This is a genomic window from Pseudomonas fluorescens (genome assembly GCF_005938625.1).
In the GTDB taxonomy this organism is placed as follows: domain Bacteria; phylum Pseudomonadota; class Gammaproteobacteria; order Pseudomonadales; family Pseudomonadaceae; genus Aquipseudomonas; species Aquipseudomonas fluorescens_BD.
Map to the genome: position 1 here is coordinate 201,093 of NZ_VCNJ01000003.1, position 26,851 is coordinate 227,943.

Below are 26,851 nucleotides of genomic sequence, written 5' to 3' on the forward strand. Positions count from 1 at the left end.
GTCACGCGACGGTTCCTTGATCAGCGTTCAGTGCTGTCGCTTGCCCAATCAAGGAGCGTCTTTCCCAACGCAACTCAACGACCTGCGTAACAATAATCGCCAGTAACGCCACCCCGTCCTGCGCCACGGTGTATCAGAGCACTTGTAACGGGTTGTCCGGCACCAAGGTGTGCAGATGGTCAACGACATTCTGGAATTATCCAACTTTCCCAGCCCTCAGAGCCTGGATATAAAATCATCTCACCTTCAAACTCTGGCGCAACACCTGAGTTACCTTCTCGCATCCACAGATACCATTCCGAAGTTTTCAAAAGCTTTCCATCCGAGGAATAGACACGATAGAAATACTTGCTACTGAACAACTCAAAAATACCGCCTGCGAGGCCTAACACGTCGTAATCAGGTGCATATCTGGATATGTAACACTTACCCGATTCACTTACATAAGTTTTCAATGGCTTTGCAATCATGGAGCTGTGCACTTTCAGTACAATCAGCAACATCAGAATCAATGCAATACCCATCAACAGCAAACGGCCGCGCGTCTTGGTAAAACTGGTCATGGCGTTACCTTTGGCGGCTTCGCACGCGCTAAAAACTCACCAAAATCGGCTTCCATGAAACGCAAGGAAATAGAGGTGGGCAATTTCTTGACCGTGGAATAAACGAATAAATCGCCACCCCTGCCATGCAAGGTACGGTACTGATTGAAACTATCGTTTGTTACCTTGTGGTAAAGCTGGCTGTCTGCTTCAAAGGTTTCTCGACCAAACGCAGTGAGTCCTTTGATGCCACTTTCGCTGCTCCAATACCCAAGAGGCTGATCCTTCCCGCTGTCATTCAAAAAATCATAAGTATCACGTATGTAACAGCCAATTTCTTCAATATGCAAAGTAGCCGGTACTCGCTTCGATTTTGAAGTAACAGTGAATTTCGTAACCGCAAACTTAACGAGAAATCCACCCAAAGCACCATAGACGTCATCCAGTGGATTGGTGATTCTATCGCTCGGATCAGTTGCGATCGACCTGAAATTATACTGCGTTGCTACTTCCAGTTCTCGCGCACTCATAGAACTGAAATCATATTCACCTTTTTTTAGATCCTTTTTTTCCTGATCAAGAATTCCTAGAGTTCTCAGACGTTTCATGAATTGCAATAGGCCAGGTGCCAGCTGATCGAACTTTCTTACGCGACCAACAAGTTCGTTGTATTGACTGGCATAAGCCGCCTTTTCGAGCAGCTCTTTTATTTCCTCGCCCGTTTGCGGTGAAGACGCGGTTAACCAATCAAAATCCAGATCGTCAAAAAGCTTCTCCTGAGTGATTTTCGAGACGTCCAGCTTCCCTTCTTTTTCATCAAAAGTCATTTCGAAAGGTTCGCCATCAAACCAGCGCTGCATCAAACGGGCAGCCTCCGTCCAACCCATCTTCCTCATCACATCAGGGATATCTGTGATCTTAAACTCATCTACAGCCACCTCTACTGGCGCCTTGTCAGAAGAAGGTGTCAGTTGGGTGGTTGCCGGTGCCGGTGCGTTCATGTGATAAACCTTATGCAATCACAAGCGAAGACTGTGGTTCGAAGGTAAGCGTGACGCTTTCAGCCAAGTCGGAGCCGATCGATGCTGTTTTACCTTGAGCATCAGTGACGCCTTTGAACTCTTTCCCGGAAGCCGTTCGCAGGGTGTATGCACGATTAGCAACCGGGGCTCCAGTTCTTGGATTGCGCGCGACGAAGTGCTGGGTGAATGGCCAACTGAGCGCCACCGGCAACGGCGGCACAAACGGCGCCGGCGAATGCGAATTGCCGATAATCACCGTCGAAGACCCAGCCGTAACCTTATTCCCATGCGTACCTTCAGAATCGACGGTGACAGCAGACTTGCCGTTGATTTTCACCGTCGTGGCCAAACCACCAACCATCGCACCACCACACGCGGAGGCATCGCCTTCACGGGCGGCCGCGAGGCCGTCGAAGAACACGTCGCCGGAACCGGCGGCGATCGGGCTGGTACCGTGGCCTGGAAGTGGGCAAGCGGTGGGGTCGGATACGCGTGCTGCTGGTTTGCCAGACATCGGGGATCTCCTTAGGTGACCTTCACTTGACCGCTGCCATCCAGGCGCGCGGAAAAACTGACCTGACGCTTGAACCCTTCAACTTCCAGCAAGCCTTCAATGCTGAAGGCCAGGCGCAGTTGATCGTGGTCACGCGGCAGGGAAATGACACGCACGTTGCTCAGGCGCGGCTCGTAGGCTTCGATGAAGTTTTCGATGGCCAGACGGGCCTGACTCAGGGAGTCGTGCAGGCTCAGACGCATGTCATTGAGATCGGGCAACCCGTAGTCGGCCAGCGTTTGCACGCTGCCGGCCCGGGTGCTGAGCATTTTGGCCAGATGGGCAGCCACTGACGCCATGGCACAAGCCTCAAGGCTGTTGCCCTTGCGTAGTTGCGCGTCGCCGTTGAGGCGTTCGAACAGGCTGCCGTATCCGTCCATGAGTCGCTCTTACTCTTTGTCCAGCTTGCCAACCAGCGACAGGGTGAAATCGGCACCCATGTACTTGAAGTGCGGACGCACGTTCAAGCTCACGCGGTACCAGCCCGGCTCGCCTTCAACGTCGCTGACGATCACTTGCGCAGCGCGCAGCGGACGACGGCCACGGACTTCGGCGCTCGGGTTTTCCTGGTCGGCAACGTACTGACGGATCCACTTGTTCAGTTCCAGCTCGAGGTCGGTACGCTCTTTCCACGAACCGAGTTGCTCGCGCTGCAGCACTTTCAAGTAGTGAGCCAGGCGGTTGACGATCATCATGTACGGCAGTTGGGTGCCGAGCTTGTAGTTCAGCTCTGCGGCCTTGCCTTCTGCGCTGATGCCGAAGAACTTCGGCTTCTGCACCGAGCTGGCGGAGAAGAACGCCGCGTTGTCGGAGCCTTTACGCATGGTCAGGGAGATGAAGCCTTCCTCGGCCAGTTCGTATTCACGACGGTCGGAAACCAGAACTTCAGTAGGAATCTTGGTTTCGATTTCGCCCATGCTTTCGAAATGGTGCAACGGCAGGTCTTCAACTGCGCCACCGCTCTGCGGGCCGATGATGTTCGGGCACCAGCGGAATTTGGCGAAGCTGTCGGTCAGCTTGGTGCCGAACGCGTAAGCAGTGTTGCCCCACAGGTAGTGCTCGTGGCTGTTGGCAACGGTTTCCTTGTACACGAACGATTTGACCGGGTTTTCTTCCGGGTCGTACGGGTTACGCAGCAGGAAACGCGGCACGGTCAGGCCAACATAACGGGAGTCTTCCGAAGTACGGAAGCTCTGCCATTTGGCGAATTGCGGGCCTTCGAAGTGGTCTTTCAGATCTTTCAGATCCGGCAGGCCGGTGAAGCTTTCCAGACCAAAGAATTTCGGGCCGGCAGCAGCGATGAACGGCGCGTGGGACATGCACGAAACGCTGGCCACGTACTGCATCAGCTTGACGTCTGGCGAGCTTGGCGACATGTAGTAGTTAGCGATGATCGCGCCCACAGGCTGACCACCGAACTGGCCGTATTCAGCGGTGTAGATGTGCTTGTACAGGCCCGACTGCATGACTTCCGGCGAATCTTCGAAATCGTCCAGCAGGTCTTCTTTCGAGACGTTGAGGATTTCGATCTTGATGTTTTCGCGGAAGTTGGTGCGGTCGACCAGCAACTGCAGACCACGCCACGACGATTCCAGAGCCTGGAAATCCGGGTGGTGCAGGATTTCGTCCATCTGACGGCTGAGCTTGGCATCGATCTCGGCGATCATGCGGTCAACCATGGCCTTCTTGACCGGCTCACCGTTGTTCTGCGGCTTGAGCAGTTCTTCGATGAACGCCGACACACCGCGCTTGGCGATGTCGTAGGCTTCGTCGTCCGGAGTCAGACGGGTTTCGGCGATGATGCTGTCGAGAATGCTGTACTCGCCGTTGCCGGCGCTCTTCTCTTGTGCTGCGCTAGTGCTCATTGTGTTGGCTTCCTTGGCTGGAGTCTCAGGCGTCCGGGGCTGCGGCGTTCAGGCCCAGCTCACCGAGTACGCGACCGCGGGATTCGTCGTCGGCGAGCACGCCTTCGATCGCTTTACGGAACGCAGGTGCGTTACCCAGCGGGCCTTTGAGGGCCACCAGCGCATCGCGCAGTTCCATCAGTTTTTTCAGCTCAGGCACTTGCTCGACCAGGCTGGCCGGGTTGAAGTCCTTCATCGAATTGACGCGCAGTTGCACAGCCAGCTCGTCGGCCTCGCCATCTTCCTGCAGACGGTTCGGCACGCTCAGCGTCAGACCCAGTTCTTGCTTGGCCAACACTTCGTCGAAGGTCATCTTGTCGATGCTGATCGGCTTGCGATCTTCGATTTTGCGATCGTCCTTGCGGTGGGTGTAGTCACCGATTGCCAGCAGCTTCAGCGGCAGTTCAATCTCTTCCTGAGCACCGCCGGTGGCGGGTTTGAAGGTGACGTTGATGCGTTCCTTGGGGGCTACCGAGCCTTCTTTGGCCATGGCTTTTCTCCTTGCGGTTGTGGCCCTGGGGCCTATTCGAGTACCACTTCGAGGTCGAGGTGGCACAGCCTGCGATAAATCTCTTCCTTGCGTTCACGTACGGCATGGTTCTGCGGCAACAACTCGCAGCAGCTATGCAGTAGATGCAGCACTTCCAATGCAAGATCGGGCTCCCAGGCGTGCAGGCCTGAGTCCTGTAATGTCTGATCGAGGGTTTCCAGCTGGTTCTTGGCCAGCTCGTATTTCTTGGCCATGAAGCACAGGCGCGCGAGGGCGAACTGCCAGAAGAAGCGTTCGCGCCCGCCATGGGCCGACTGCAAACCTTGCTTGAGCGTCTGCACGGCGGGCTTCAGGCCTTCCTTGCGCAGCAGCGGCAGGACTTCTTCGAGGGCCTTTTCCCAAGCCGGCTGGGTTTCGACGTTTTCGCTTTCGACCTTGCGCGGCGCACTGGCGCTTTGCAGGTGCGGCATGACGTTGGCGGCGATCCACGCCCGGGTGGACGGATCGGCAAACGGCGCGCCGTCATGGAAGCGCAACTCGACAATGCCGGGCAGCCGTTGAACCAAAAGCGCGAAGTGGATTTCCACTTCGCGCATTGCCAACTCGGCGTTGAGGTTCTGGAGACATTCCCAGACCATCCTCTGGCCATCGAACCAGAACGGCGCCTTCGCCAGGCTCGCCTCCAGTTCCACCAGCAGGTCGGCGTATTTGCCCTGATCGAAGCGGTCCTGGTAGAGCTTGAGCTTTTCCAGGGGCAGGCCGCGCAACACGGTGATCTGCTCGGCGTTACGCTCGGGCACTGCGTCGATGGTCATCCACAGCAGCGTGCGGTTCAGGCGCAGCGCACGCAGGTCAGTGGCTTTCTGCTTGAGCCACCAGGCGCAAAGCGGACGGGCGCTTTCCTGCTGGGCGCGCAAGGCTTTGTGCGCATCACGTTCGTTGTCGATCGGCGCGCCGGGGGTGAGCAACTGGCTCGCGGCCTGCTTGACCTGCGCCACCGCCGCACCAACCACGCCGGGGGCTGGCTGGTTGTCGGCGGCGCGCTGGATCATGGTTTTCAGGCGACGGGAGATCGGCAGCAGCAGCGGCGAGTCATCGCCCAGATGCTCGGCGCAGGCGGCCTCAAGACCGGACAGGTGCTCGGAGAGCTGCCGGAACATCGGCAACTGCTCTTTGATCGCAATGTTTTCGGTGATGACCTGCTCGAGACGCGGCACCAGCCAGCCGATGGCGGCGGCACGGGTGCGGGCTTTGAGCGGGTGAACGTCGGCCCAGTTGTTTTCCGACAGATGGTGCAGCAAACCGAGGCCGGCCAGCAGCCCGGGGAAGGATTCGCGCTGGTACAGCGACCAGGTCAGCCAGGCGCCGACACGTAAATCCTTGGATTGGGTACGCAGCAGATTTTCGCTGTTTTCGCGGATTTTCAGCCAGTCGATCTGCCCGCTTTCGTGCATCGACGAAGCTTTGGCCAGCTCACTTTCCAGCGCCTCGAATTCGCTCGAAAAACGAACGTCTTCGCCCGCGAAATTCTCTTTGGAAACAGAGACTTTTGCGAGTTCGAGGTAATGGGCGGAAAGTTTGCTTGAGTAGGACATCCATGGCCTTTATTAAGGATTACAGTCAGGCGCCTATTGGAGTAACCGCGGCGCGGGACAGTATCGAAGAGCGGTGCAGCGACTCATCCAATTGAGATGTGCTCTTTCAAGTGGGCGCATCGTAATCACTATGATGGCCACTAGCAAGCATCTGATTAAACAACAAGACGAAGTGTTCTTTGTTTGTTGTAGGAGGTTTCCCTATATTCAGTCAGGGAATCCCCGATGCCCTGTTTATATTCGCATCCCCTTACAAAACACTGGGAAAGCTTGATTTAGAGCGATCGTTCCAACTGCCGTCGATCGCCGGATACCGGAGCTGGCGAGAATGGCGTGGAGCATGGCGGGTTTTGAAAAAAACGGATGTAGGATGATTCCGAAAGACTTCGGTGTTGTTTCAACAAATCACAGCGAGACAACCAACAACGCAGAAAGTGCCATCAATATGATGGCGTTATATATAGAGTATTGATTTAACTGTGGGGCTGATCGATAGCCAACAAATGCAATCAGTTACTCGGCCTTTATTAAGTCTGCACGCCAGAATAAATCGGCAGGCATAAAAAATGGGCACCCGACCGCAATCGGTGTGCCCATTTTTTCTGCGGTTCTCCTCGTTATTCGAGGAGTTCGCCGCAATTATGGATTAACGCTGTCTTTCAACGATTTGCCTGGCTTGAACGCAACGGTGTTGCTGGCCTTGATTTTGACCGGTTCGCCGGTCTGCGGGTTTTTGCCGGTGCGGGCGCCGCGATGACGTTGCAGGAAGGTGCCGAAGCCGACCAGCGTCACGCTGTCCTTGCGGTGCAGAGCGCCGGTGATTTCTTCGAGAACGGCGTTGAGTACGCGGTTGGCCTGTTCTTTGGTCAGATCTGCTTTTTCAGCGATTGCAGCGGCGAGTTCTGGTTTACGCATTAGTGAAGCCCCTTTGACGGTTTTTTGTTGTTATGTCCGTGCTGTTCTCGTTGGAACAGCGCCCAAGGCGCCGCAGGCTCTACTCTGCGGCAGACGGGAGTGAGAATGGCACGCGGATACCGGCGGCGCCAGTCTCCCCGTGACCTTTGTAGGGGCAAAAGCGGGGTGATTCCGACAGAACGACCGGTATTTACGCCAGCAGGGCCGGAAGCTGTTTGTTCAGGGCGAGTTTTTCCATGACCGCTGCGCCGGTCAGCGCGTAGCCGAGCAATTGGCCTTCGGCGCTGTGGCACAGGGCCTTGATGTCGGCGCCCTGCCCTTCAACCGTCCAGACGCCTTCGCTGCCCCGTGGCGGCGGCGAAACCACCAATGGGCACACCGGGGTTTTCACGGTGATCGGCATCGGGCCGTAGCTCACGGCGGTCGGGTTGCCGGCGAGGGTTTGTGCCAGCGCTCGCGCACAGCTCATGAGGGGCATCACGTACAGCAGATTCAGCCCATCGACTTCGGCACAATCGCCCAATGCGTAGATGTTGGCGTGGGAGGTTTTCAGATGGCGATCCACCACCACACCGCGATTGACCTGCACGCCGGCAGCCGCCGCCAGATCGATGCGTGGGCGCAGGCCGATGGCCGACACCACCACGTCGCAAGGAATGACCTGGCCGTCGGACAGATGCGCTTCGAGGCCGTCGGCGACTTTCTGCAATCGGGTCAGCACCGGACCGAGGTGGAATTTCGCACCCAGGCTTTCCAGCCCGGCCTGCACCGCTGCCGCAGCGGCCGGGTGCAGCAGCATCGGCATGACTTGTTCGCACGGCGCCACCAATTGCACTTCGTAGCCGCCGAGGATCAGGTCATTGGCGAATTCGCAGCCAATCAGGCCGGCACCGAGCAGCAGCACCCGGCGCTTGCCTGCCGCAGCGGCACGGAAACGCGCATAGTCTTCGAGATCATTGATCGGGAATACCCGATCACTGCCATCACCTTCGATCGGTACGCGCACGGTTTCTGCGCCCCAGGCGAGGATCAGATCGCGGTAATAAACCGCTTCTTCGCCGATCCACAGGCGTTTGTGGCCGGCGTCGATGCCGCTGATACGCGTGTGAGTACGCACCTCGGCCCTCAACTGCTCGGCCATGGCGCCCGGTTCGGCCATGCTCAGGCCATCGGCGTCCTTGTTCTTGCCGAAACCGGTGGAGAGCATCGGTTTGGAGTAAGAGCGGCCGTCATCAGCCGTGATCAACAGCAACGGGGTTTCGCTGTCGAGCTTGCGAAACTCGCGGGCCAGGTTGTAGCCCGCGAGGCCAGTGCCAATGATGACGACAGGTGCGCTCATGCCTTACTCCTTGTTTGTATTTAGTTGATTTCGATCATTTCGAAGTCCAGCTTGCCGACGCCGCAATCGGGGCACAGCCAGTCTTCTGGTACGTCTTGCCACAGGGTGCCCGGCGCAATGCCGTCATCCGGCCAGCCGTCGGCTTCGTTGTAGATCAGGCCGCAGACCACACATTGCCACTTTTTCATTCAGGTACTTCCTCAGGGTTCAGGCTGGGTGCCGGCGCGGACGGTCGATGGGTGTTGCACTGCCATCCGGCTCAGGGCGTTTTGTACTGATGGTGCCGGGCAGATGCAAGCCTGTTCAGCGCAATGGCGACCCGGATCAATCAACATCGCAGCTCGCCATGGTAAGCTCGCCGCCTCATTTGCGGCCAATAATGACTCATTGTGCAACATTCAAATGCCTGCCCGACCCCGCTCTGGCTGACCCAAAGCCGACTGACGCCCCTCCCCGATTCGTTGACCCTCGACTGGCTGTTCGACGAAGGCTCCCTCACCCGCCGCCTGACCCGGCTATCCAATGACGGCTTCAGCGTCACGCCACTGTTTGAAGGCTGGGACACCTTGCGCGCTGACGAATGCGCCGCGCTGGATCTGGCCGAGGGCAGCGAAGGCTGGGTGCGCGAGGTGTATTTGCGCGGTCATGGCGAGGCTTGGGTGTTTGCCCGCAGCGTCGCTTCGCGCGCCGCCTTGCAGGGCGACGGTTTGCACATGGATGAGCTGGGCAGCCGCTCGCTGGGCGGATTGCTGTTTTGCGATCAGGCCTTCCAGCGCCGCGCCATCGAAGTTTGCCACTACCCTGAACAATGGCTGCCACAAGCAGCGAAAGCGCCGCAGCTGTGGGGCCGTCGTTCGCGTTTCGACCGTGGCGCGCTGAGCGTCCTGGTCGCGGAAATCTTCCTGCCGAGCCTGTGGAGCGCCGCCCGCGCCCATCCGGAGAACTGCTGATGTATCAGAGCCTGCTCAAGTCGCTGAACCGCTTGAACCCGCGCGCCTGGGATTTCATTCAGCTGACCCGGATGGACAAGCCGATCGGTATTTACCTGCTGCTGTGGCCGACGCTGTGGGCACTGTGGATCGCCGGTAAAGGTTCGCCGTCGCTGGCCAACGTGGTGATTTTCGTCCTCGGCGTGGTGCTGACCCGCGCCGGCGGCTGCGTGATCAACGACTGGGCCGATCGCAAGGTCGACGGCCACGTCAAACGCACCGCGCAACGGCCATTGGCGGCCGGCAGAATCAGTTCGAAAGAAGCGCTGGTGTTCTTTGCGCTGTTGATGGGCGTGAGTTTTCTGCTGGTGCTGTGCACCAACGCGCCGACCATTTGGTTGTCGCTGGGTGGTCTGGCGCTGGCCTTCACTTATCCATTCATGAAGCGCTACACCTATTACCCGCAAGTGGTGCTGGGCGCGGCGTTTTCGTGGGGCATGCCGATGGCGTTCACCGCCGAGACCGGCGAACTGCCGGCGGCGGCGTGGCTGCTGTGGATCGCCAATCTGCTGTGGACGGTGGGATACGACACCTATTACGCGATGACCGACCGCGATGACGATTTGAAGATCGGCGTGAAGTCGACGGCGATTCTGTTTGGCGAGGCGGATCGGGTGATCATCCTGAGCTTGCAGGCGTTGTCGCTGGGCTGCCTGTTGCTGGCCGGGTCGAAATTTGAGCTGGGCGTGTGGTTCCATCTCGGCCTGCTGGTGGCTGCCGGGTGTTATGCGTGGGAGTTCTGGTACACCCGTGGTCGTGACCGCATGCGCTGCTTCAAGGCGTTTTTACACAACCACTGGGCCGGGTTGGCGATTTTCGTCGGGATCGTGCTGGATTACGCGTTGCGTTAAACACATACCTGTAGGAGTGAGCCTGCTCGCGATAGCGGTGTGTCAGAAACGAAAATGCTGACTGACACACCGCTATCGCGAGCAGGCTCACTCCTACAGGGGACCGCGTTTACTTGGCTTTGGCGACTTTCCAGGCGCCGTCCATTTTGCCGTCACCGGTCATGTCACCGGCCTTCTTGTCCATCACGAAGGTGTACAGCGGCATGCCTTGGTAGGCCCACTGCATCTTGCCGTCGTCGCGTTTGATGACAGTCCAGTCACCCATCGACTTGTCACCCGCCGTCGCCATCAACGGCGGCCAGTTGGTTGCGCACTTGTCGTTGCACATCGACTTGCCGCCCGAGTCCTTGGCGAAGGTGTACAGGGTCATGCCCTTGTGATCGGTGTACATGCCGTCCTTCTCCATCGCAGGATCTGCAGCCATGGCAAATCCGGGCAGAGTCAGGGCGGCAGCCATCAGCAGTGCTTTGAAAGAAACAGTCATTTGAGTCATGGAAACCTTCTTTTGTGGTTGTCAGGATTCGGACTTAGAGCTTAGTTCAGGATTTGCACAATCGCCGCCGGACTAAAATACTGTCACACGACTGCAATAATTCCGTTATCTAATGCGGCGCAAGACAGTTAAATGACAAGAGGATTAAGGCATGGTTGGCAGGAGCATTCTGATCGTCGACGACGAAGCGCCCATTCGCGAAATGATCGCCGTTGCGTTGGAAATGGCCGGCTATGACTGCCTCGAGGCAGAGAACTCGCAGCAGGCCCACGCCATCATCGTCGACCGCAAGCCGGACCTGATCCTGCTCGACTGGATGTTGCCGGGCACCTCGGGTATAGAACTGGCCCGTCGTCTGAAGCGTGACGAGCTGACCGGGGACATCCCGATCATCATGCTCACCGCCAAGGGCGAAGAGGACAACAAGATCCAGGGTCTTGAAGTCGGCGCCGACGACTACATCACCAAACCGTTTTCCCCGCGCGAACTGGTCGCCCGCCTCAAAGCCGTGCTGCGTCGCGCCGGCCCGACCGACGGCGAAGCGCCGATCGAAGTCGGTGGCCTGCTGCTCGACCCGATCAGCCACCGCGTGACCATCGACGGCAAACCCGCTGAAATGGGCCCGACCGAATACCGACTGCTGCAATTCTTCATGACCCACCAGGAGCGCGCCTACACCCGTGGCCAGTTGCTGGATCAGGTCTGGGGTGGCAACGTCTACGTTGAAGAACGCACCGTCGACGTGCACATCCGCCGCCTGCGCAAGGCCCTCGGCGACGCCTACGAAAATCTGGTACAAACCGTGCGCGGCACCGGCTACCGGTTTTCCACCAAAGCATAAAAAACAGCTGCAAGCTTCTAGCTACAAGCGGCAAGTATCAGCGAGCCGCTCTGACTTGTAGCTTGAAACTTGAAGCTGCGGCTAAGGACGCCCCCGTGAATCAAAACTGGCATGGCACCCTGATTCGCCACATGCTGTTGCTGGTCACCGCTTGCCTGGTGATCGGCCTGATCACCGGCTATTACGGCTGGAGCCTCGCGGCGGGCCTGGGGATTTATCTGGGCTGGACGCTCAAGCAATTGCTGCGGCTGCACGAATGGCTGCGCCAGCACCAACCCGACGAAGCACCGCCCGACGGCTACGGCCTGTGGGGTGAAGTGTTCGACAGCATCTACCACCTGCAACGCCGTGATCAACGGGTGCGCGGGCGCCTGCAAGCGGTGATCGACCGAGTGCAGGAATCCACTGCTGCGCTGAAAGACGCGGTGATCATGCTCGACAGCGACGGCAACCTGGAATGGTGGAACCGCGCCGCCGAAACCCTGCTCGGCCTCAAGACCCCGCAAGACAGCGGCCAACCAGTGACCAACCTGGTACGGCATCCGCGCTTCAAGGAATACTTCGAGCAGGACAGCTACGCCGAGCCACTGGAAATCCCTTCGCCAACCAATGATCGCGTACGCATTCAGCTGTACCTGACCCGCTACGGTAACAATGAACATTTGATGCTGGTGCGCGACGTCACGCGCATCCATCAGCTGGAACAGATGCGCAAAGACTTTATCGCCAACGTCTCCCACGAGTTGCGCACACCGCTGACCGTTATCTGCGGCTATCTGGAAACCCTGCTCGACAACGTCGAGGAAGTGAACCCACGCTGGAGCCGCGCCCTGCAGCAGATGCAACAACAGGGCGGGCGCATGCAGACGCTGCTCAACGATTTGTTGTTGCTGGCGAAACTCGAAGCCACCGATTACCCGTCGGACAACCAGCCGGTGCAGGTCGACGCCCTGCTGCAATCGATCAAGGGTGATGCGCAGCAGTTGTCCGGTTCGAAGAATCAGCGCATCAGCCTCGAAGCCGACGCCGGCCTGTTGCTCAAGGGCAGCGAGGCGGAATTGCGCAGCGCGTTTTCCAACCTGGTGTTCAACGCGGTGAAGTACACCCCGGCCGAGGGCAACATCCGCATTCGCTGGTGGGGCGACGATCAGGGCGCGCACCTCAGCGTGCAGGATTCCGGGATCGGCATCGACAGCAAACACCTGCCGCGCCTGACCGAACGCTTCTACCGCGTCGACTCCAGCCGCAACTCCAACACCGGCGGCACCGGGCTCGGCCTGGCCATCGTCAAACACGTGCTGCTGCGCCACCGCGCACGCATGGAGATCAGCAGCGTGCCCGGCCACGGCAGCACGTTCACCTGCCATTTCGCCCCGGCGCAAGTGGCCAGCGCACGGGCGATCAGCACCGCTGAGTAATGTCGCACTAGGCAATCGCCAGGTCAGCCGCTACATTGGCTGACTTGTGCCTGCCTTTCAGGCGCGACTTTTACCTCTCTTGAATCACACGGAACCCGCAAAACTCCATCATGGACCCTTCCCCTGGCTTGTCCCTCGCAACAATATTCGCCGATTTCGGCATGATCCTTTTTGCTCTGATCCTGGTTTTGCTCAACGGCTTTTTCGTTGCGGCGGAATTCGCCATGGTCAAACTGCGCTCGACCCGGGTCGAGGCCATCGCTGATCAGAACGGCTGGCGCGGGCACATCCTGCGCACCGTACACAGTCAGCTCGATGCGTACCTGTCGGCGTGTCAGCTCGGTATCACCCTCGCCTCCCTCGGCCTCGGCTGGGTGGGTGAGCCGGCCTTTGCGCACATTCTCGAACCGCTGCTCAGCGCGGTCGGCGTGCAGTCGCCGGAGATCGTCAAAGGTGTGTCGTTCTTCACCGCGTTCTTCATCATTTCGTACCTGCACATCGTGGTCGGCGAACTGGCCCCGAAATCGTGGGCGATCCGCAAACCCGAGCTGCTGTCGCTGTGGACGGCGGTGCCGCTGTACCTGTTCTACTGGGCGATGTATCCGGCGATCTACCTGCTCAACGCCAGCGCCAACGCGATCCTGCGTATCGCCGGCCAGGGCGAACCCGGCCCGCACCACGAACACCATTACAGCCGTGAAGAACTGAAACTGATTCTGCACTCCAGCCGTGGCCAGGACCCGAGCGATCAGGGCATGCGTGTTCTGGCGTCGGCTGTGGAAATGGGCGAGCTGGAGGTGGTCGACTGGGCCAACTCCCGCGAAGACTTGATCACCCTCGAATTCAACGCGCCGCTGAAAGAAATCCTCGCGATGTTCCGTCGCCACAAGTTCAGCCGTTATCCGGTGTACGACAGCGAGCGTCAGGAGTTCGTCGGCCTGCTGCACATCAAGGATCTGCTGCTGGAACTGGCGGCACTGGACCACATTCCCGAGTCGTTCAACCTGGCTGAACTGACCCGCCCGCTGGAGCGCGTGTCACGGCACATGCCGCTGTCGCAGTTGCTGGAGCAGTTCCGCAAGGGCGGCTCGCACTTCGCCGTGGTCGAGGAAGCTGATGGCAACATCATCGGCTATCTGACCATGGAAGACGTGCTGGAAGTGCTGGTTGGCGACATTCAGGACGAACACCGCAAAGCTGAGCGCGGGATCCTCGCCTATCAGCCGGGCAAGTTGCTGGTGCGTGGCGACACGCCGCTGTTCAAGGTAGAACGTCTGCTGGGCATCGACCTTGATCACATCGAAGCGGAAACCCTCGCCGGGCTGGTTTACGAAACCCTGAAACGGGTGCCGGAAGAGGAAGAAGTGCTGGAAGTCGAAGGCTTGCGGATCATCATCAAGAAGATGAAAGGGCCGAAGATTGTGCTGGCGAAGGTGTTGATGCTGGATTGATTGCTGTGCGGGCGACCGCATGACCCGTTAAAAGATCGCAGCCCGAACCTGCGGCAGCTCCTACAGGGATCGCATTTCCATGTAGGAGCTGCCGCAGGTTCGGGCCACGATCGGACGATCTTTTGCTTTATTGCTTGCCCAGCGCAAAGTTGGGCAACGCCCCCAGCGGCTGGACGAACTGATACGGAATCGACACCAACCCGTCTCCGGTATTGCGCTGCACCACAAAGTGCAGGTGCGGGCCGCTGCTGTTGCCGGTATTGCCCGACAGTGCCAGCGGACTGCCCACCGTCACCCTTTGCCCCTCGCGCACGCTCACCGAACCTTGCTTGAGGTGCAGGTACACACCCATCGTGCCGTCGTCGTGCAGCACCCGCACAAAATTGCCGGAAGCATCATTACCGCGCCCGCTCTGGGAGTTCTCGGTCTTCACCACCACCCCGGCCCGCGCGGCAATGATCGGCGTACCGACCGGCATGGCGATGTCCATCGCATACTTGTTCTTCGGACCGTAGTGGCTGTACTGGCCGTTGGCGCCCTGACTCAGACGAAACGGCCCGCCACGCCATGGCAGCGGATAGCGGTAACTTTGCGCGGCGCCTGAGGGGTCGCCCAGGGAGTACTGGAACTGCGGCGTATACACCAACGGCTTACCGCCGGTAATCGCCGTCAGCAGCGCCAGACGCGTATTGCTGCGCGCCGGCAGCACCCGGCGGATCGCTTTGGCCGGCGCCCCTCGCACATTGCTCAACCCGGTAAAGGCCAGCGCTACCTCAACCGGCGCATACAGATCGTTGCGCACGAACACCACGTCAGTGCCTTTCTGTTTTTTGATGTCGAGATAGACTTGCCGCTCGAGGCGCTCGACCATGCGGTCCTGAAAGACGAACACCTGCGCGCCTTTGCTCGGCCGGTCGCTGTAGGAGACCACGCCGTTGGCATCGGTGGATTTGTAAATGGTCATGGCCACAGCCGAGGTGGAGGCCATGAAGAGACCACAGAAAAACAGCAGGCGCGCGAGCATGGGCAAGAGTCTGTCGAAAGGAAGGCCTGGAAATGAGCCTAGCAGGTGAAGCAGACCAGGCTAGTCGACAGATGTTTCAATATGCCCAGCGCACAAAGCAAAAGATCGCAGCCTTCGGCAGCTCCTACATGGAAAATGCATTCCAATGTAGGAGCTGCCGAAGGCTGCGATCTTTTCACAGACGCCGATTACGCGCCCGGAACGAAGTGCTTCTGCGCCGTGCCGCGCGCGATCAGGCGGGAGATGTAGTCGAGCTTCTGCGCATCCTGATCGACGAAACGGAAGGTCAGTTGCAGCCATTCGCTGTCCGGTTTCTGCTCAAACGCGACAACCGCGTGCAGGTAACCATTAAGACGGGCGATTTCGGCGTTGTCGCCCTGCTCCAGATCGAGCACGGCGCTGTCGAGGATCTGCGGCAGGGTGTCGGTGCGTTTCACCACCAACAATGCTTCCTTGATGCTCAGAGCCTTGATCACGCATTGCTGAGTACCGCTTGGCAGGCGCAATTGGCCCTGACCACGACCGCTGGCCGGAGCCGACGCGGCGACTGGCGCCTTGACCGGTGGGCTGTTGAGCAAACCACGCGATGGCGCAGCAGCCGGTGCCGGCGCGGCAGCAACAGGTTTGGCAAACGGGTTGACCGCCGCCGCTGCCGGCGCGCCGCCGACCACGGCAGGCTTGCCGCCGGTCAAGGCGCTCAGGGAATCGTTGCCGAACGCCGAGTTCATCTTGGTCGGCGCGCTGTTCATCAGGGTGTCGAGCTTGCCGACCTTGTTCAGCGCCTGTTTGACCTTGGTCAGCAGTTGCTCGTTGGTGAACGGCTTGCTGACGTAACCAGAAACGCCGGCCTGAATCGCCTGCACGACGTTTTCCTTGTCGCCCCGGCTGGTGACCATGACGAACGGCATGGTCTTGAGGTTGTCTTGCTCGCGGCACCAGGTCAGCAGTTCGAGGCCAGACATTTCCGGCATTTCCCAGTCGCACAGGACCAGGTCGAACGCCTCTCTGGCCAGCATGGCCTGAGCCTTTTTACCGTTGACGGCGTCCTCGGTGCGGATCCCCGGGAAGTAATTACGCAGGCACTTTTTCACCAGGTCACGAATGAACGAAGCATCGTCCACGACCAACACACTGATCTTGCTCATCCAACACCCCTATTAAAATCCCGGCAAGCATAACGCTGGCTGATGGCACATTGCCAAAACTCTTCAGTCACGCCGGGACTTTTCGTTCGCGGGTGCTGCTTTTTAATCGAATCCGCCTATGAAAAGCACAAACAAAAACGCCCGGCCAAAGGGCCGGGCGCTTTTCTCAGGCAATCTTACTTATCGTCAGCATCGCCCGGAACATTAGCGGTTTCGCCGCTTGTGCCTTCAACTTCTTCCTTCATGCGCTTGAGGCCCATGTGGCGCACGTCGGTGCCGCGTACCAGGTAGATGACCAATTCGGAGATATTGCGCGCGTGATCGCCAATGCGTTCCAGCGAACGCAGCACCCAGATGATGCTCAAGACCCGCGAGATAGAGCGCGGGTCTTCCATCATGTAGGTTGCCAGTTCGCGCAATGCGGTTTTGTATTCGCGGTCGATGATCTTGTCGTACTGCGCCACCGACAACGCCAGATCAGCGTCGAAACGGGCAAACGCGTCCAGCGCATCGCGAACCATATTGCGCACCTGGTCGCCGATGTGACGAACCTCGACGTAACCGCGCGGTGCTTCACCTTCTTCGCACAGCTGAATCGCACGACGAGCGATTTTGGTCGCCTCGTCGCCGATGCGCTCCAGATCGATCACCGACTTGGAAATGCTGATGATCAAACGCAGGTCGGACGCTGCCGGCTGACGCCGGGCGAGAATGCGCAGGCATTCTTCGTCAATGTTGCGTTCCATCTGGTTGATCTGGTCGTCGATCTCGCGCACCTGCTGAGCGAGGCCGGAGTCGGCCTCGATCAGAGCAGTCACCGCGTCGTTGACCTGCTTCTCCACCAACCCGCCCATGGCCAGGAGGTGGCTGCGCACTTCCTCAAGCTCAGCGTTGAACTGCGCAGAGATGTGGTGGGTAAGACCTTCTTTGGAAATCATGCATTCGCTCCGAAAAAGCGTTTAACCAAGAGCTGCTAGCTACAAGCTGCAAGCTGTTATGTGGTGATCCATGCCGCTTCGCTTCTAACTTGCCGCTTGAAGCTTGCCGCTCGCAGCTGCTTCAATCAGCCGTATCGACCGGTGATGTAGTCTTCGGTCTGCTTCTTCGCCGGATTGGTGAACAGGGTATCGGTGTCGCCGAATTCCACCAGTTTGCCCATGTACATGAACGCCGTGTAGTCGGACACCCGCGCGGCCTGTTGCATGTTGTGGGTCACGATGACGATGGTGAACTTGGACTTCAGCTCGTAGATCAGCTCTTCAACCTTGAGGGTCGAGATCGGGTCGAGGGCCGAGCACGGTTCGTCGAGCAGCAGCACTTCCGGCTCAACCGCGATGGTACGGGCGATGACCAGACGCTGTTGCTGACCACCGGACAGACCGAGTGCCGATTCATGCAAACGGTCTTTGACTTCGTCCCACAGCGCCGCGCCTTTCAGCGCCCACTCGACCGCTTCGTCGAGGATGCGCTTCTTGTTGATGCCCTGGATGCGCAGGCCGTAAACCACGTTTTCGTAGATGGTTTTCGGGAACGGGTTGGGCTTCTGGAACACCATGCCGACGCGACGACGCAGTTCGGCAACGTCTTCGCCTTTGCGATAGATGTTGTTGCCGTACAGGTTGATCGCGCCTTCGACGCGGCAGCCGTCAACCAGATCGTTCATGCGATTGAAGGTGCGCAGCAGCGTCGATTTACCGCAGCCGGACGGGCCGATGAAGGCGGTCACGCGCTGTTTCGGAATGTTCATGCTGACGTCGAACAGGGCTTGTTTCTCACCGTAGTACAGGCTCAGGCCCGGCACTTCGATGGCCACGGTTTCCTGCGCCAGATTCAGGCTCTGCTTGTCGCGGCCCAGGGCAGACATGTTGATGCCGTGGGTATGTGCTTCGTGCTGCATGGTTCTCACTCCGTTCGTAGCTGCGAGCTTCTAGCTGCAAGCTGCAAGTTTGAGCAAAAGCGGCTTGTAGCTTGCCGCTTGTGGCTGATGGCTTTAGCTATCCAGTGCTTTGTATTTTTCGCGCAGGTGGTTGCGGATATACACCGCCGACAGGTTCAACGTGGCGATCACCAGCACCAGCAATAGCGCCGTGGCGTAAACCAGCGGACGGGCCGCTTCAACGTTCGGGCTCTGGAAGCCGACGTCATAGATGTGGAAGCCCAAGTGCATGATCTTCTGATCCAGGTGCAGGTACGGGTAGTTGCCGTCCACCGGCAGCGACGGCGCCAGTTTCACCACACCCACCAGCATCAGCGGCGCCACTTCACCGGCGGCGCGAGCCACGGCGAGGATCATGCCGGTCATCATTGCCGGGCTGGCCATCGGGATCACAATTTTCCACAAGGTTTCAGCCTTGGTCGCACCGAGGGCCAACGAGCCTTCACGCACGGTACGCGGGATTCGCGCCAGACCTTCCTCGGTCGCCACAATCACCACCGGCACTGCCAGCAGCGCCAAGGTCAGCGAGGCCCAGAGCAGACCCGGCGTACCGAAGGTCGGTGCCGGCAGCGCTTCCGGGAAGAACAAGCGGTCGACCGAACCACCCAGCACGTAAACGAAGAAGCCCAGACCGAACACGCCGTAAACGATCGCCGGTACGCCGGCGAGGTTGTTCACCGCAATACGGATGATCCGCGTCAGGGTGTTCTGTTTGGCGTATTCGCGCAGGTACACCGCCGCCAGCACGCCGAACGGGGTGACGATCATCGCCATGATCAAAGTCATCATCACGGTGCCGAAGATTGCCGGGAAGATTCCGCCTTCGGTGTTCGCTTCACGCGGGTCGTCCGAAAGGAATTCCCAGATCTTGCTGAAGTAGAAACCGACCTTGGTGAAGGTGCTCATCGCGTTCGGCTGATAAGCGTGAACCACTTTGCCCAGACCGATTTCGATCTCTTTGCCATTGGCATCGCGAGCGGTCAGAGCATCGCGGTTGAACTGCGCATGCAGGTCGGCCAGACGCGCTTCGATGTCCTGATAACGCGCATTAAGCTCGGCGCGCTCGGATTCCATGTCCGCTTGCGCGGTGGCGTCGAGCTTGCCTTCCAGTTCCAGTTTGCGACCGTGCAGACGGATGCGTTCAAGACCGGCGTTGATCGCACCGATGTCAGTCTTTTCCAGCGACTTCAGTTGTGCAGCCAGTCCGTTCACACGGTTGATCCGCGCTTGCAACTCAGGCCATGCAGCCTCGCCTTCGGCGATGACCTTGCCATCCTGTTTGACGTTGACCAGGTAGCCGTAGAAGTTGCCCCACTCGCGACGTTCGATCGCCATCAATTCTGGCGGCGTGGTCTGGTTGGTCAGCCACTCGCCGACGATCCAGGTGAAGTCGTTGCCGTTCAGGTCACGGTTGCCGACCTTGATCAGCTCGCGGGTCATGAATTCCGGGCCTGCATCCGGCACCGGCAAACCGGCGCTCTTCAGACGGGCACGGGGCACTTCTTCTTTCTGCACCACTTCACCGATGACCAGGTGATTGGCCTGACCCGGTACGTCGTAATTGGCATGGACCAGGTCCGCCGGCCAGAAGTGACCCAGACCGCGCACGGCAATCACCGCCAGCAGGCCAATGGTCATGATGACCGCGATGGACACCGCGCCACCGCTGATCCAGACGCCCGGGGCGCCGCTCTTGAACCATCCTTTCAGGGAGTTCTGTTTCACAGACTTCTACCTTTGCTTAAAGCGACGAGTATTTCTTGCGCAGACGCTGACGAATCAGTTCTGCCAGGGTGTTCATGACGAAGGTGAACAACAGCAGCACCAGCGCCGAGAGGAACAGCACGCGGTAGTGGCTGCCGCCGACTTCCGACTCGGGCATTTCCACCGCGACGTTGGCGGCCAAAGTGCGCAGGCCTTCGAACAGGTTCATTTCCATGACCGGGGTGTTACCGGTGGCCATCAGCACGATCATGGTTTCGCCGACCGCACGGCCCATGCCGATCATCAGCGCCGAGAAGATCCCCGGGCTGGCAGTCAGGATCACCACGCGAGTCATGGTCTGCCACGGCGTGGCACCGAGGGCCAGCGAGCCGAGGGTCAGACCGCGCGGCACACTGAACACGGCGTCTTCAGCGATCGAGTAGATGTTCGGGATCACCGCGAAGCCCATGGCCAGACCGACCACCAGAGCGTTGCGCTGGTCGTAGGTGATGCCCAGGTCGTGGGAGATCCACATGCGCATGTCACCGCCGAAGAACCAGTTCTCCATGAACGGGCTCATGTACAGCGACAGCCAGCCCACAAACAGAATCACTGGAATCAGCAGCGCACTTTCCCAACCGTCCGGGACTTTCAGGCGGATCGACTCAGGCAGACGGCTGAAGGTGAAACCGGCGACCAGAATGCCGATCGGCAGCAACATCAGCAGGCTGAAGATGCCCGGCAGATGCCCTTCTACATACGGTGCGAGGAACAGACCGGCGAAGAAGCCGAGGATCACCGTCGGCATCGCTTCCATCAGCTCGATCACCGGTTTGACCTTGCGGCGCATGCCCGGGGCCATGAAGTAGGCGGTGTAGATCGCAGCGGCAACCGCCAGTGGCGCCGCCAGCAGCATCGCGTAGAACGCGGCTTTCAGGGTGCCGAAGGTCAGTGGCGACAGGCTCAGTTTCGGTTCGAAATCGGTGTTGGCGGCGGTCGATTGCCAGACGTATTTAGGCTCGTCGTAGTTCTCGTACCAGACCTTGCTCCACAGCGCGCTCCAGGAAACTTCCGGGTGCGGGTTGTCGAGCAGCAATGGTTGCAGCTTGCCGCCCGCTTCGACGATCACGCGGTTGGCGCGTGGCGACAGACCGAACAGGCCCTGGCCTTCTACCACTTGATCGACCAGCAAGGTGCGGTGCGCGGTGCTGTGGAACACGCCGAGCTTGCCGCTGGCATCCAGTGCGAGGAAGCCTTTGCGGCGTTCTTCAGCGGTGATTTCAACGATCGGCGTGGTGCCCATCTGGAAGGTACGGATCTGCTTAAGACGCAGTTCGCCGTCGGTGTCGCGGGCCATGAACCATTGGGCCAGACCACCCTTGGAGTCGCCGACGATCAGCGAGATGCCACCGACCAGTTGCGTGGTCGCGGTGACTTCGGCGTCAGCATTTTCCAGCAGTTTGTAGCGACCGTTGAGGCTCTTGTCGCGCAGGCTGAACACATCGGCCTGAGCGCGACCGTTGACCACGTACAGCCACTGCTGGCGCGGGTCGACGAAGATGTTTTTCACCGGCTCGGTCATCTGCGGCAGATCGATACGTTTCTGCTCGTTGGTGACTTCGCCAGTCATCATGTTTTCTTCGCTGGTCAGCGACAGAACGTTGAGTTGCGAACCGGTCGAACCCACCAATATAAGGGTGGTATCGGTAGCGTTGAGGCTGACATGCTCCAGCGCACCGCCGGCTTCGTTCAGCGCAATTGGTGTATCGCCGTACGGATATTCAATCGCCGGAGTGATGGTTTTCTTGCCATCGGGGTAGCTGACTTTATAAGTGTGACGGAACACCAGCGCCTGACCGTTGGACAGGCCCACGGCCACCAGCGGATGGCCCGGCTGGTCTTCGCCAATCGAAGTTACGGTTGCGCCGGCAGGCACTGGCAGATCGACGCGCTTCAGCTCAGCGCCACTGTCGATATCAAAGAACAGCGCCTGGCCCTTGTCGGAAACGCGCATCGCCACCTGATTCTGCTCTTCGAGCGAAATCATCAGCGGCTTGCCGGCGTCCTGCATCCAGGCCGGGGTGATCGAGTCTTTCGCGGTCAGGTCGGCACCCTGGAACAGCGGCGCAACCACGTAGGCGAGGAAGAAGAAGATCAGGGTGATGGCTGCCAGCACCGCAAGACCGCCTACGAGGACGTACCAGCGGGTGAAGCGATCCTTGAGCGCGCGAATGCGGCGCTTGCGTTGCAGCTCAGGCGTATTGAAATCAATGCGCTTGGGAGGATTAGTAGTCATGTGGGAATTGGCCAGATCATTCATGCGCTCACCCTAGCGATCCTGTATGACAGAAAGATGACAATGCAGTGACGCAGCAAATCCACCGCCAGCGGGACTGGCAGAGGATCAAAAATTTGAGGTGTGGAAAAGGCCGGCCTGTAAGCAGATCCGGCCTTTTACCTGAGTCCGGTGGGGTTCACCCCGGACTCAATTTGTTACTTCTTTGCGACTTCAGCGCCGCCTTCTTGCAGACCCAGGTCAGCCAGTGCTTTTGCAGCAACCTTGGCTGGCAACGGGATGTAACCGTCTTTCACTACGACTTCCTGGCCCTGTTTCGACAGCACCAGCTTCACGAACTCGGCTTCCAGCGGAGCCAGAGGCTTGTTCGGGGCTTTGTTGACGTACACGTAGAGGAAACGCGACAGCGGGTACTTGCCGTTCAGGGCGTTTTCTTCGGTGTCTTCGATGAAGTCAGTGCTGCCCTTCTTCGACAGCGCAACGGTTTTCACGCTGGCAGTCTTGTAGCCGATGCCCGAGTAACCGATGCCGTTCAGCGAGGAGCTGATCGACTGCACCACCGACGCCGAACCTGGTTGTTCGTTAACGTTTGGTTTGTAGTCGCCTTTGCACAGGGCTTCTTCTTTGAAGTAGCCGTAGGTGCCGGATACCGAGTTACGACCGAACAGCTGAACTGGCTTGTTGGCCAGGTCGCCGGTCACACCCAGGTCGCCCCAGGTTTTCACGTCGGCTTTGGCGCCGCACAGACGGGTCGACGAGAAGATCGCATCAACCTGTTCCATGGTCAGGTGCTGGATCGGGTTGTCCTTGTGTACGAACACAGCCAAAGCGTCCACGGCAACCGGGATAGCGGTTGGCTTGTAGCCGTACTTCTGCTCGAAGGCCGCCAGTTCGGTGTCCTTCATCTTACGGCTCATCGGGCCCAGGTTGGAGGTGCCTTCAGTCAGCGCAGGTGGCGCGGTGGCGGAGCCAGCGGCCTGAATCTGGATGTTTACGTTCGGGTATTCTTTTTTGTAGTTCTCAGCCCACAGGGTCATGAGGTTGGCCAGAGTATCGGAGCCGACGCTGGACAGGTTGCCCGACACACCAGTGGTCTTGGTGTAGCTCGGGATAGCAGGGTCAACAGCGGCGAACGCGTTGGCAGTCGCAACGCCAGCAGCGACAAAAGTCATTGCCGCCATCAAACGCTTCAGTTTCATGCCTTACTCCTAGCAGATAGGGTGTGTTAAGTCGGGGCCAAGTATCAGCAGGCCGTGTGAACACTCTATGGCTGAAATATGACAATTGGATGAAAGGCCAGCATGGCCTTCACTTTAAAAAAGGAAACGTTTGTCAGGTTGACAAATCACAACATGAATATAGTCTTGTCAACCACGAGAGGACCCCATGATAAACGACCGAATTCGCCGCGCGCGCCTGCAAAAAGGCCTCACTCTAGAGGCCTTGGCGATGGACCTTGGCGATATAACCAAACAAGCCTTGAGCAAATATGAGAAGGGGTTGAGCACTCCGAACTCAACTCGTCTGCTGCAACTGGCCAAGGCGCTTCAGGTCAGCCCTGAGTACTTCTTTCGCGCGGATGCAATTGCGCTGGCGCCTCTGGAGTTTCGAAAACTGGCCCGAATGCCTAAATATCGCCAGGCACAGGTGGAAGAGAAAATTCGCGAGCACCTTGAGCGCTACATCGCGCTCGAGGAATGTTTCGACCCCGCAGACATCCACACTCCCGTCACCCCGGCACAAATGATCTCTGTTTCCTGTATCGATGAAGCCGAAGGCGCAGCAGAGGAGCTTCGGCAGTTCTGGGGAATTGGTAGCGACCCCATTGCCAATTTGACCGAACAGCTGGAGGAGCACAGCATCAAGGTCGCAATGCTGAACGGCCCGGACGACTTCGACGGTGCCTGCGCAGCCACCGGTAACGGCGAGCACGTGCTGATTGCGTTGAATGCCGATCGTCCAGGCGAACGGATCAGGTTCACTGCCGCCCATGAACTCGGCCACTGGGTCATGGCATTACCAGAAGATATGCCGGAGAGGGACAAGGAAAATTGTTGCCATCGATTCGCTGGCGCGTTTCTTTACCCGGCGAAAAGTGTCACCGGTGACTTCGGTAGCCATCCTCGCTCCAGAGTTCATCCACGAGAACTGCTGATTGCAAAGCGTCAATACGGGATCTCAATGCATGCCGCGTTGAGACGCCTGAAAGATCTGAAGCTTCTCAGCGAAAGTGGCTATAAGTCCCTCACCATCCAATTCAGCGCCAATGGCTGGCGCAAATCAGAACCTGAGCCGTTACCTTGCAAGCCGCCTCAAAGATTTGAGTCGCTAGCATTCTGGGCGCTGGCAGAAGGTTTGATCACCAAGTCTCGGGCTGCCGAACTCCTGCGCAAACCAGTGAGCGCACTGGACCCCAATTTTTTGGGTTCACTGGAGAATGCATGAGTTTGATCTTCATCAGTGATACGAATATCTGGATTGACTTCAGAAACGCCGGATTACTGGAGCAGATGTTTCGCTTGCCATTCACACTTTGCTGCACCGACTTTGTCATGCATGAGCTTGCAGACTTTCCCCACCAGGAACTGCTTGATCGAGGGCTGAGTGTCGAATCGTTCGATGAGTCTGGCGTGATCAGGCTCTTTGAGCTGAAAGTCGAGCACAACAACAGCTCACTGGCGGACGTGTCTTGTTACCTGCTGGCACAGGAAACAGGACGTCCGTTGCTGACCGGAGACGGCAAGTTAAGGCGCCAGGCACAACGAGATGGACTGGAGGTGCACGGCGCACTCTGGTTACTCGATCTGATGGTTGAACATCACGTAATCGAAAAGCCGCACGCCGCAGACGCCTTAACCCATATGCTTGAGCATGGCGCTCGACTCCCAACTGGCGAGTGCGAAACAAGGCTCTCACGCTGGCGAGAGCCCTAGATAGCAGAATCCTGGATCAGCGCCCCTTTTTCCAGAGCCACGCCCCCACCAGAATCCCCATCGCGCACAGCACCGCCACATAGTAGGCGGGCCCCATCGCGCTTTCTTTCAGCAGCAGACTGACCACCATCGGCGTCAACCCGCCGAAGATCGCGTAAGCCACGTTGTACGAGAACGACAAGCCGCTAAAGCGCACCACCGGCGGAAACGCCTTAACCATCACATACGGCACCGCACCAATGGTGCCGACCAGCAAACCGGTCAACGCATACAGCGGGAACAGCCAGTTCGGGTGATCGGCGAGGCTGTGATAGAACGTCCAGGAGCTGATCAAAAGGCCCAGGCAACCGAAGACAAATACGCGGCCAGCACCAAAACGATCCGCCAGTGCGCCGGAAATGATGCAGCCGATGCTCAGGAACACGATCGCCAGACTGTTCGACTGCAGCGACTCGGTCGGCGTGAAGTGATAGACCGTTTGCAACACAGTCGGGGTCATCAGAATGACCACGACGATGCCAGCGGAGAGCAACCAGGTCAGCAGCATCGAGATCGCAATCGCGCCGCGATGATCACGCAGCACCGCGCGCAGCGGTACTTCTTCAGCCAAGGCCTTGCGCAGTTGCAGTTCGGCAAATACCGGAGTTTCGTGCAGCCAGCGACGCAGGTAGACCGAGAACAGGCCGAACACACCGCCCAGCAGGAATGGAATCCGCCAGGCGTAATCGGAAACCTCGGCAGGCGTATAAATGCTGTTGATCGCCGTGGCAACCAGCGAGCCGAGCAGAATACCGGCGGTCAGGCCGCTGGTGAGGGTGCCGCAGGCGTAGCCCATATGCTTTTGCGGCACGTGTTCGGAAACGAAGACCCACGCCCCCGGCACTTCCCCGCCAATCGCCGCGCCCTGAATTACCCGCATCAATAGCAGAAGAATCGGCGCCCACATGCCGATCTGCGCATACGTTGGCAGCAGACCCATGATCAGGGTCGGCACGGCCATCATGAAAATGCTCAGGGTGAACATCTTCTTGCGCCCCAGCAGATCACCGAAGTGCGCCATGACGATGCCGCCCAGCGGCCGCGCGAGGTAGCCGGCGGCGAAGATGCCGAAGGTCTGCATCAGGCGCAGCCACTCGGGCATGTCGGCCGGGAAGAACAGCTTGCCGACCACGGTGGCGAAGAAGACGAAGATGATGAAATCGTAGAATTCCAGCGCGCCGCCAAGGGCGGACAGCGACAGAGTCTTGTAGTCATTGCGGGTCAACGGTCGTGCGGGTTGCTCGGGCTGCGCGAGGCTCGAAGGCGCTGTGGTCATGGCAAGGGCTTCTCTTATAGTCGGATCTGCCGCCACAACAACGCTGGCGGTGGCTTGGGCAGGTTCGGCACCATAGCAAATTGTTCGAAAAAGCA

26 protein-coding genes are annotated in these 26,851 nt (G+C 58.7%); 7 read left to right on the forward strand and 19 right to left on the reverse strand.

Annotated features, from left to right (window positions below):
* Nucleotides 1-179: 179 nt before the first annotated feature.
* The 10 genes from FGA82_RS02840 to FGA82_RS02885 all read right to left on the reverse strand — a co-directional run bounded on the left by FGA82_RS02840 (nucleotide 180) and on the right by FGA82_RS02885 (nucleotide 8,548).
* Nucleotides 180-563, reverse strand: a complete 384-nt coding sequence (locus tag FGA82_RS02840) for a hypothetical protein (protein WP_141125947.1) — start codon at nucleotides 561-563, stop codon at nucleotides 180-182.
* A complete protein-coding gene (locus FGA82_RS02845) occupies nucleotides 560-1,543 on the reverse strand; it encodes a DUF6402 family protein (RefSeq protein ID WP_141125948.1) in 984 nt (327 codons plus the stop codon). The genes FGA82_RS02840 and FGA82_RS02845 overlap by 4 nt, the downstream gene beginning before the upstream one ends.
* A gap of 10 nt (nucleotides 1,544-1,553) precedes the next feature.
* Entirely contained in the window at nucleotides 1,554-2,078 is a 525-nt protein-coding gene (locus FGA82_RS02850; protein WP_141125949.1) for a PAAR domain-containing protein, read from the reverse strand.
* 11 nt (nucleotides 2,079-2,089) lie between these two features.
* A complete protein-coding gene (gene tssE / locus FGA82_RS02855; RefSeq protein WP_007920274.1) occupies nucleotides 2,090-2,497 on the reverse strand; it encodes a type VI secretion system baseplate subunit TssE in 408 nt (135 codons plus the stop codon).
* Nucleotides 2,498-2,506: 9 nt separating this feature from the next.
* Nucleotides 2,507-3,982 (reverse strand): type VI secretion system contractile sheath large subunit, encoded by a 1,476-nt coding sequence (gene tssC / locus FGA82_RS02860; protein WP_007920272.1) that lies wholly within the window; start codon nucleotides 3,980-3,982, stop codon nucleotides 2,507-2,509.
* A gap of 25 nt (nucleotides 3,983-4,007) precedes the next feature.
* Nucleotides 4,008-4,511, reverse strand: coding sequence for a type VI secretion system contractile sheath small subunit (gene tssB / locus FGA82_RS02865; RefSeq protein WP_003229587.1), 504 nt, complete (start codon nucleotides 4,509-4,511; stop codon nucleotides 4,008-4,010).
* Between the two features lie 32 nt (nucleotides 4,512-4,543).
* Nucleotides 4,544-6,106 (reverse strand): type VI secretion system protein TssA, encoded by a 1,563-nt coding sequence (gene tssA, locus FGA82_RS02870; RefSeq protein ID WP_064116465.1) that lies wholly within the window; start codon nucleotides 6,104-6,106, stop codon nucleotides 4,544-4,546.
* Between the two features lie 639 nt (nucleotides 6,107-6,745).
* Complete coding sequence (locus tag FGA82_RS02875) at nucleotides 6,746-7,021, reverse strand: HU family DNA-binding protein (RefSeq protein WP_003213368.1); 276 nt, start codon at nucleotides 7,019-7,021, stop codon at nucleotides 6,746-6,748.
* A 190-nt stretch (nucleotides 7,022-7,211) separates the two neighbouring features.
* Nucleotides 7,212-8,360 (reverse strand): NAD(P)/FAD-dependent oxidoreductase, encoded by a 1,149-nt coding sequence (locus FGA82_RS02880; RefSeq protein ID WP_141125950.1) that lies wholly within the window; start codon nucleotides 8,358-8,360, stop codon nucleotides 7,212-7,214.
* A gap of 20 nt (nucleotides 8,361-8,380) precedes the next feature.
* The gene (locus FGA82_RS02885) at nucleotides 8,381-8,548 is read right to left on the reverse strand and encodes a rubredoxin (protein ID WP_034152097.1); all 168 of its coding nucleotides are present in this window, start codon (nucleotides 8,546-8,548) and stop codon (nucleotides 8,381-8,383) included.
* A gap of 201 nt (nucleotides 8,549-8,749) precedes the next feature.
* Between FGA82_RS02885 and FGA82_RS02890 the strand changes: the two genes are divergently transcribed.
* Together FGA82_RS02890 and ubiA are read left to right on the forward strand one after the other, a co-directional pair.
* The gene (locus FGA82_RS02890) at nucleotides 8,750-9,310 is read left to right on the forward strand and encodes a chorismate--pyruvate lyase family protein (RefSeq protein ID WP_141125951.1); all 561 of its coding nucleotides are present in this window, start codon (nucleotides 8,750-8,752) and stop codon (nucleotides 9,308-9,310) included.
* Complete coding sequence (gene ubiA, locus FGA82_RS02895) at nucleotides 9,310-10,200, forward strand: 4-hydroxybenzoate octaprenyltransferase (protein WP_141125952.1); 891 nt, start codon at nucleotides 9,310-9,312, stop codon at nucleotides 10,198-10,200. The genes FGA82_RS02890 and ubiA overlap by 1 nt, the downstream gene beginning before the upstream one ends.
* A gap of 109 nt (nucleotides 10,201-10,309) precedes the next feature.
* Here ubiA and FGA82_RS02905 read toward each other — a convergent pair whose 3' ends face one another.
* Nucleotides 10,310-10,693: a COG4315 family predicted lipoprotein gene (locus tag FGA82_RS02905; RefSeq protein WP_008078761.1), complete on the reverse strand. Its 384-nt coding sequence runs from the start codon at nucleotides 10,691-10,693 to the stop codon at nucleotides 10,310-10,312.
* A 151-nt stretch (nucleotides 10,694-10,844) separates the two neighbouring features.
* Between FGA82_RS02905 and phoB the strand changes: the two genes are divergently transcribed.
* The 3 genes from phoB (at nucleotide 10,845) to FGA82_RS02920 (ending at nucleotide 14,403) form a co-directional block, all read left to right on the forward strand.
* On the forward strand, nucleotides 10,845-11,534 hold the full coding sequence (gene phoB, locus FGA82_RS02910) for a phosphate regulon transcriptional regulator PhoB (RefSeq protein ID WP_007896474.1): 690 nt from the start codon (nucleotides 10,845-10,847) through the stop codon (nucleotides 11,532-11,534).
* A gap of 131 nt (nucleotides 11,535-11,665) precedes the next feature.
* Nucleotides 11,666-12,952 (forward strand): phosphate regulon sensor histidine kinase PhoR, encoded by a 1,287-nt coding sequence (gene phoR / locus FGA82_RS02915; protein WP_249384214.1) that lies wholly within the window; start codon nucleotides 11,666-11,668, stop codon nucleotides 12,950-12,952.
* Between the two features lie 110 nt (nucleotides 12,953-13,062).
* Nucleotides 13,063-14,403, forward strand: coding sequence for a hemolysin family protein (locus FGA82_RS02920; protein ID WP_007920256.1), 1,341 nt, complete (start codon nucleotides 13,063-13,065; stop codon nucleotides 14,401-14,403).
* Between the two features lie 127 nt (nucleotides 14,404-14,530).
* Here the strand turns inward: FGA82_RS02920 and FGA82_RS02925 are convergent, their stop codons facing one another.
* The 7 genes from FGA82_RS02925 to FGA82_RS02955 all read right to left on the reverse strand — a co-directional run bounded on the left by FGA82_RS02925 (nucleotide 14,531) and on the right by FGA82_RS02955 (nucleotide 23,707).
* Nucleotides 14,531-15,427, reverse strand: coding sequence for a peptidoglycan DD-metalloendopeptidase family protein (locus FGA82_RS02925; protein WP_141125954.1), 897 nt, complete (start codon nucleotides 15,425-15,427; stop codon nucleotides 14,531-14,533).
* Nucleotides 15,428-15,615: 188 nt separating this feature from the next.
* The gene (locus tag FGA82_RS02930) at nucleotides 15,616-16,572 is read right to left on the reverse strand and encodes a response regulator (RefSeq protein WP_141125955.1); all 957 of its coding nucleotides are present in this window, start codon (nucleotides 16,570-16,572) and stop codon (nucleotides 15,616-15,618) included.
* Nucleotides 16,573-16,748: 176 nt separating this feature from the next.
* Entirely contained in the window at nucleotides 16,749-17,510 is a 762-nt protein-coding gene (phoU, locus tag FGA82_RS02935; RefSeq protein WP_007954334.1) for a phosphate signaling complex protein PhoU, read from the reverse strand.
* A 125-nt stretch (nucleotides 17,511-17,635) separates the two neighbouring features.
* On the reverse strand, nucleotides 17,636-18,469 hold the full coding sequence (gene pstB / locus FGA82_RS02940) for a phosphate ABC transporter ATP-binding protein PstB (protein ID WP_122594465.1): 834 nt from the start codon (nucleotides 18,467-18,469) through the stop codon (nucleotides 17,636-17,638).
* 93 nt (nucleotides 18,470-18,562) lie between these two features.
* Complete coding sequence (pstA, locus tag FGA82_RS02945; RefSeq protein ID WP_077575089.1) at nucleotides 18,563-20,233, reverse strand: phosphate ABC transporter permease PstA; 1,671 nt, start codon at nucleotides 20,231-20,233, stop codon at nucleotides 18,563-18,565.
* Nucleotides 20,234-20,249: 16 nt separating this feature from the next.
* Nucleotides 20,250-22,283 (reverse strand): ABC transporter permease subunit, encoded by a 2,034-nt coding sequence (locus FGA82_RS02950; protein ID WP_171057236.1) that lies wholly within the window; start codon nucleotides 22,281-22,283, stop codon nucleotides 20,250-20,252.
* A gap of 422 nt (nucleotides 22,284-22,705) precedes the next feature.
* On the reverse strand, nucleotides 22,706-23,707 hold the full coding sequence (locus FGA82_RS02955) for a phosphate ABC transporter substrate-binding protein PstS (RefSeq protein ID WP_034152107.1): 1,002 nt from the start codon (nucleotides 23,705-23,707) through the stop codon (nucleotides 22,706-22,708).
* Between the two features lie 187 nt (nucleotides 23,708-23,894).
* Here FGA82_RS02955 and FGA82_RS02960 point away from each other — a divergent pair, with 187 nt between their 5' ends.
* On the forward strand, nucleotides 23,895-24,953 hold the full coding sequence (locus tag FGA82_RS02960; RefSeq protein WP_141125957.1) for a helix-turn-helix domain-containing protein: 1,059 nt from the start codon (nucleotides 23,895-23,897) through the stop codon (nucleotides 24,951-24,953).
* A complete protein-coding gene (locus tag FGA82_RS02965) occupies nucleotides 24,950-25,441 on the forward strand; it encodes a type II toxin-antitoxin system VapC family toxin (RefSeq protein WP_141125958.1) in 492 nt (163 codons plus the stop codon). Before FGA82_RS02960 ends, FGA82_RS02965 begins: the two co-directional genes overlap by 4 nt.
* A gap of 16 nt (nucleotides 25,442-25,457) precedes the next feature.
* Here FGA82_RS02965 and FGA82_RS02970 read toward each other — a convergent pair whose 3' ends face one another.
* Nucleotides 25,458-26,756 carry an MFS transporter gene (locus tag FGA82_RS02970; RefSeq protein WP_141125959.1) on the reverse strand — a complete coding sequence of 433 codons (1,299 nt, stop codon included), beginning with the start codon at nucleotides 26,754-26,756 and terminating at the stop codon, nucleotides 25,458-25,460.
* Between the last annotated feature and the right edge of the window lie 95 nt (nucleotides 26,757-26,851).

Bases quoted from the DNA above. Each gene is read 5' to 3' on its own strand.
- phoU (WP_007954334.1), bottom strand. From the start codon at position 17,510: ATGATTTCCAAAGAAGGTCTTACCCACCACATCTCTGCGCAGTTCAAC.
- FGA82_RS02850 (WP_141125949.1), bottom strand. From the start codon at position 2,078: ATGTCTGGCAAACCAGCAGCACGCGTATCCGACCCCACCGCTTGCCCA.
- FGA82_RS02840 (WP_141125947.1), bottom strand. From the start codon at position 563: ATGACCAGTTTTACCAAGACGCGCGGCCGTTTGCTGTTGATGGGTATT.
- FGA82_RS02845 (WP_141125948.1), bottom strand. From the start codon at position 1,543: ATGAACGCACCGGCACCGGCAACCACCCAACTGACACCTTCTTCTGAC.
- tssB (WP_003229587.1), bottom strand. From the start codon at position 4,511: ATGGCCAAAGAAGGCTCGGTAGCCCCCAAGGAACGCATCAACGTCACC.
- FGA82_RS02930 (WP_141125955.1), bottom strand. From the start codon at position 16,572: ATGAGCAAGATCAGTGTGTTGGTCGTGGACGATGCTTCGTTCATTCGT.
- tssC (WP_007920272.1), bottom strand. From the start codon at position 3,982: ATGAGCACTAGCGCAGCACAAGAGAAGAGCGCCGGCAACGGCGAGTAC.
- FGA82_RS02875 (WP_003213368.1), bottom strand. From the start codon at position 7,021: ATGCGTAAACCAGAACTCGCCGCTGCAATCGCTGAAAAAGCAGATCTG.
- FGA82_RS02880 (WP_141125950.1), bottom strand. From the start codon at position 8,360: ATGAGCGCACCTGTCGTCATCATTGGCACTGGCCTCGCGGGCTACAAC.
- FGA82_RS02905 (WP_008078761.1), bottom strand. From the start codon at position 10,693: ATGACTCAAATGACTGTTTCTTTCAAAGCACTGCTGATGGCTGCCGCC.
- pstB (WP_122594465.1), bottom strand. From the start codon at position 18,469: ATGCAGCACGAAGCACATACCCACGGCATCAACATGTCTGCCCTGGGC.
- FGA82_RS02970 (WP_141125959.1), bottom strand. From the start codon at position 26,756: ATGACCACAGCGCCTTCGAGCCTCGCGCAGCCCGAGCAACCCGCACGA.
- FGA82_RS02960 (WP_141125957.1), top strand. From the start codon at position 23,895: ATGATAAACGACCGAATTCGCCGCGCGCGCCTGCAAAAAGGCCTCACT.
- FGA82_RS02950 (WP_171057236.1), bottom strand. From the start codon at position 22,283: ATGCAGGACGCCGGCAAGCCGCTGATGATTTCGCTCGAAGAGCAGAAT.
- phoB (WP_007896474.1), top strand. From the start codon at position 10,845: ATGGTTGGCAGGAGCATTCTGATCGTCGACGACGAAGCGCCCATTCGC.
- FGA82_RS02965 (WP_141125958.1), top strand. From the start codon at position 24,950: ATGAGTTTGATCTTCATCAGTGATACGAATATCTGGATTGACTTCAGA.
- ubiA (WP_141125952.1), top strand. From the start codon at position 9,310: ATGTATCAGAGCCTGCTCAAGTCGCTGAACCGCTTGAACCCGCGCGCC.
- FGA82_RS02920 (WP_007920256.1), top strand. From the start codon at position 13,063: ATGGACCCTTCCCCTGGCTTGTCCCTCGCAACAATATTCGCCGATTTC.
- tssA (WP_064116465.1), bottom strand. From the start codon at position 6,106: ATGTCCTACTCAAGCAAACTTTCCGCCCATTACCTCGAACTCGCAAAA.
- FGA82_RS02885 (WP_034152097.1), bottom strand. From the start codon at position 8,548: ATGAAAAAGTGGCAATGTGTGGTCTGCGGCCTGATCTACAACGAAGCC.
- tssE (WP_007920274.1), bottom strand. From the start codon at position 2,497: ATGGACGGATACGGCAGCCTGTTCGAACGCCTCAACGGCGACGCGCAA.
- FGA82_RS02955 (WP_034152107.1), bottom strand. From the start codon at position 23,707: ATGAAACTGAAGCGTTTGATGGCGGCAATGACTTTTGTCGCTGCTGGC.
- FGA82_RS02925 (WP_141125954.1), bottom strand. From the start codon at position 15,427: ATGCTCGCGCGCCTGCTGTTTTTCTGTGGTCTCTTCATGGCCTCCACC.
- phoR (WP_249384214.1), top strand. From the start codon at position 11,666: ATGCTGTTGCTGGTCACCGCTTGCCTGGTGATCGGCCTGATCACCGGC.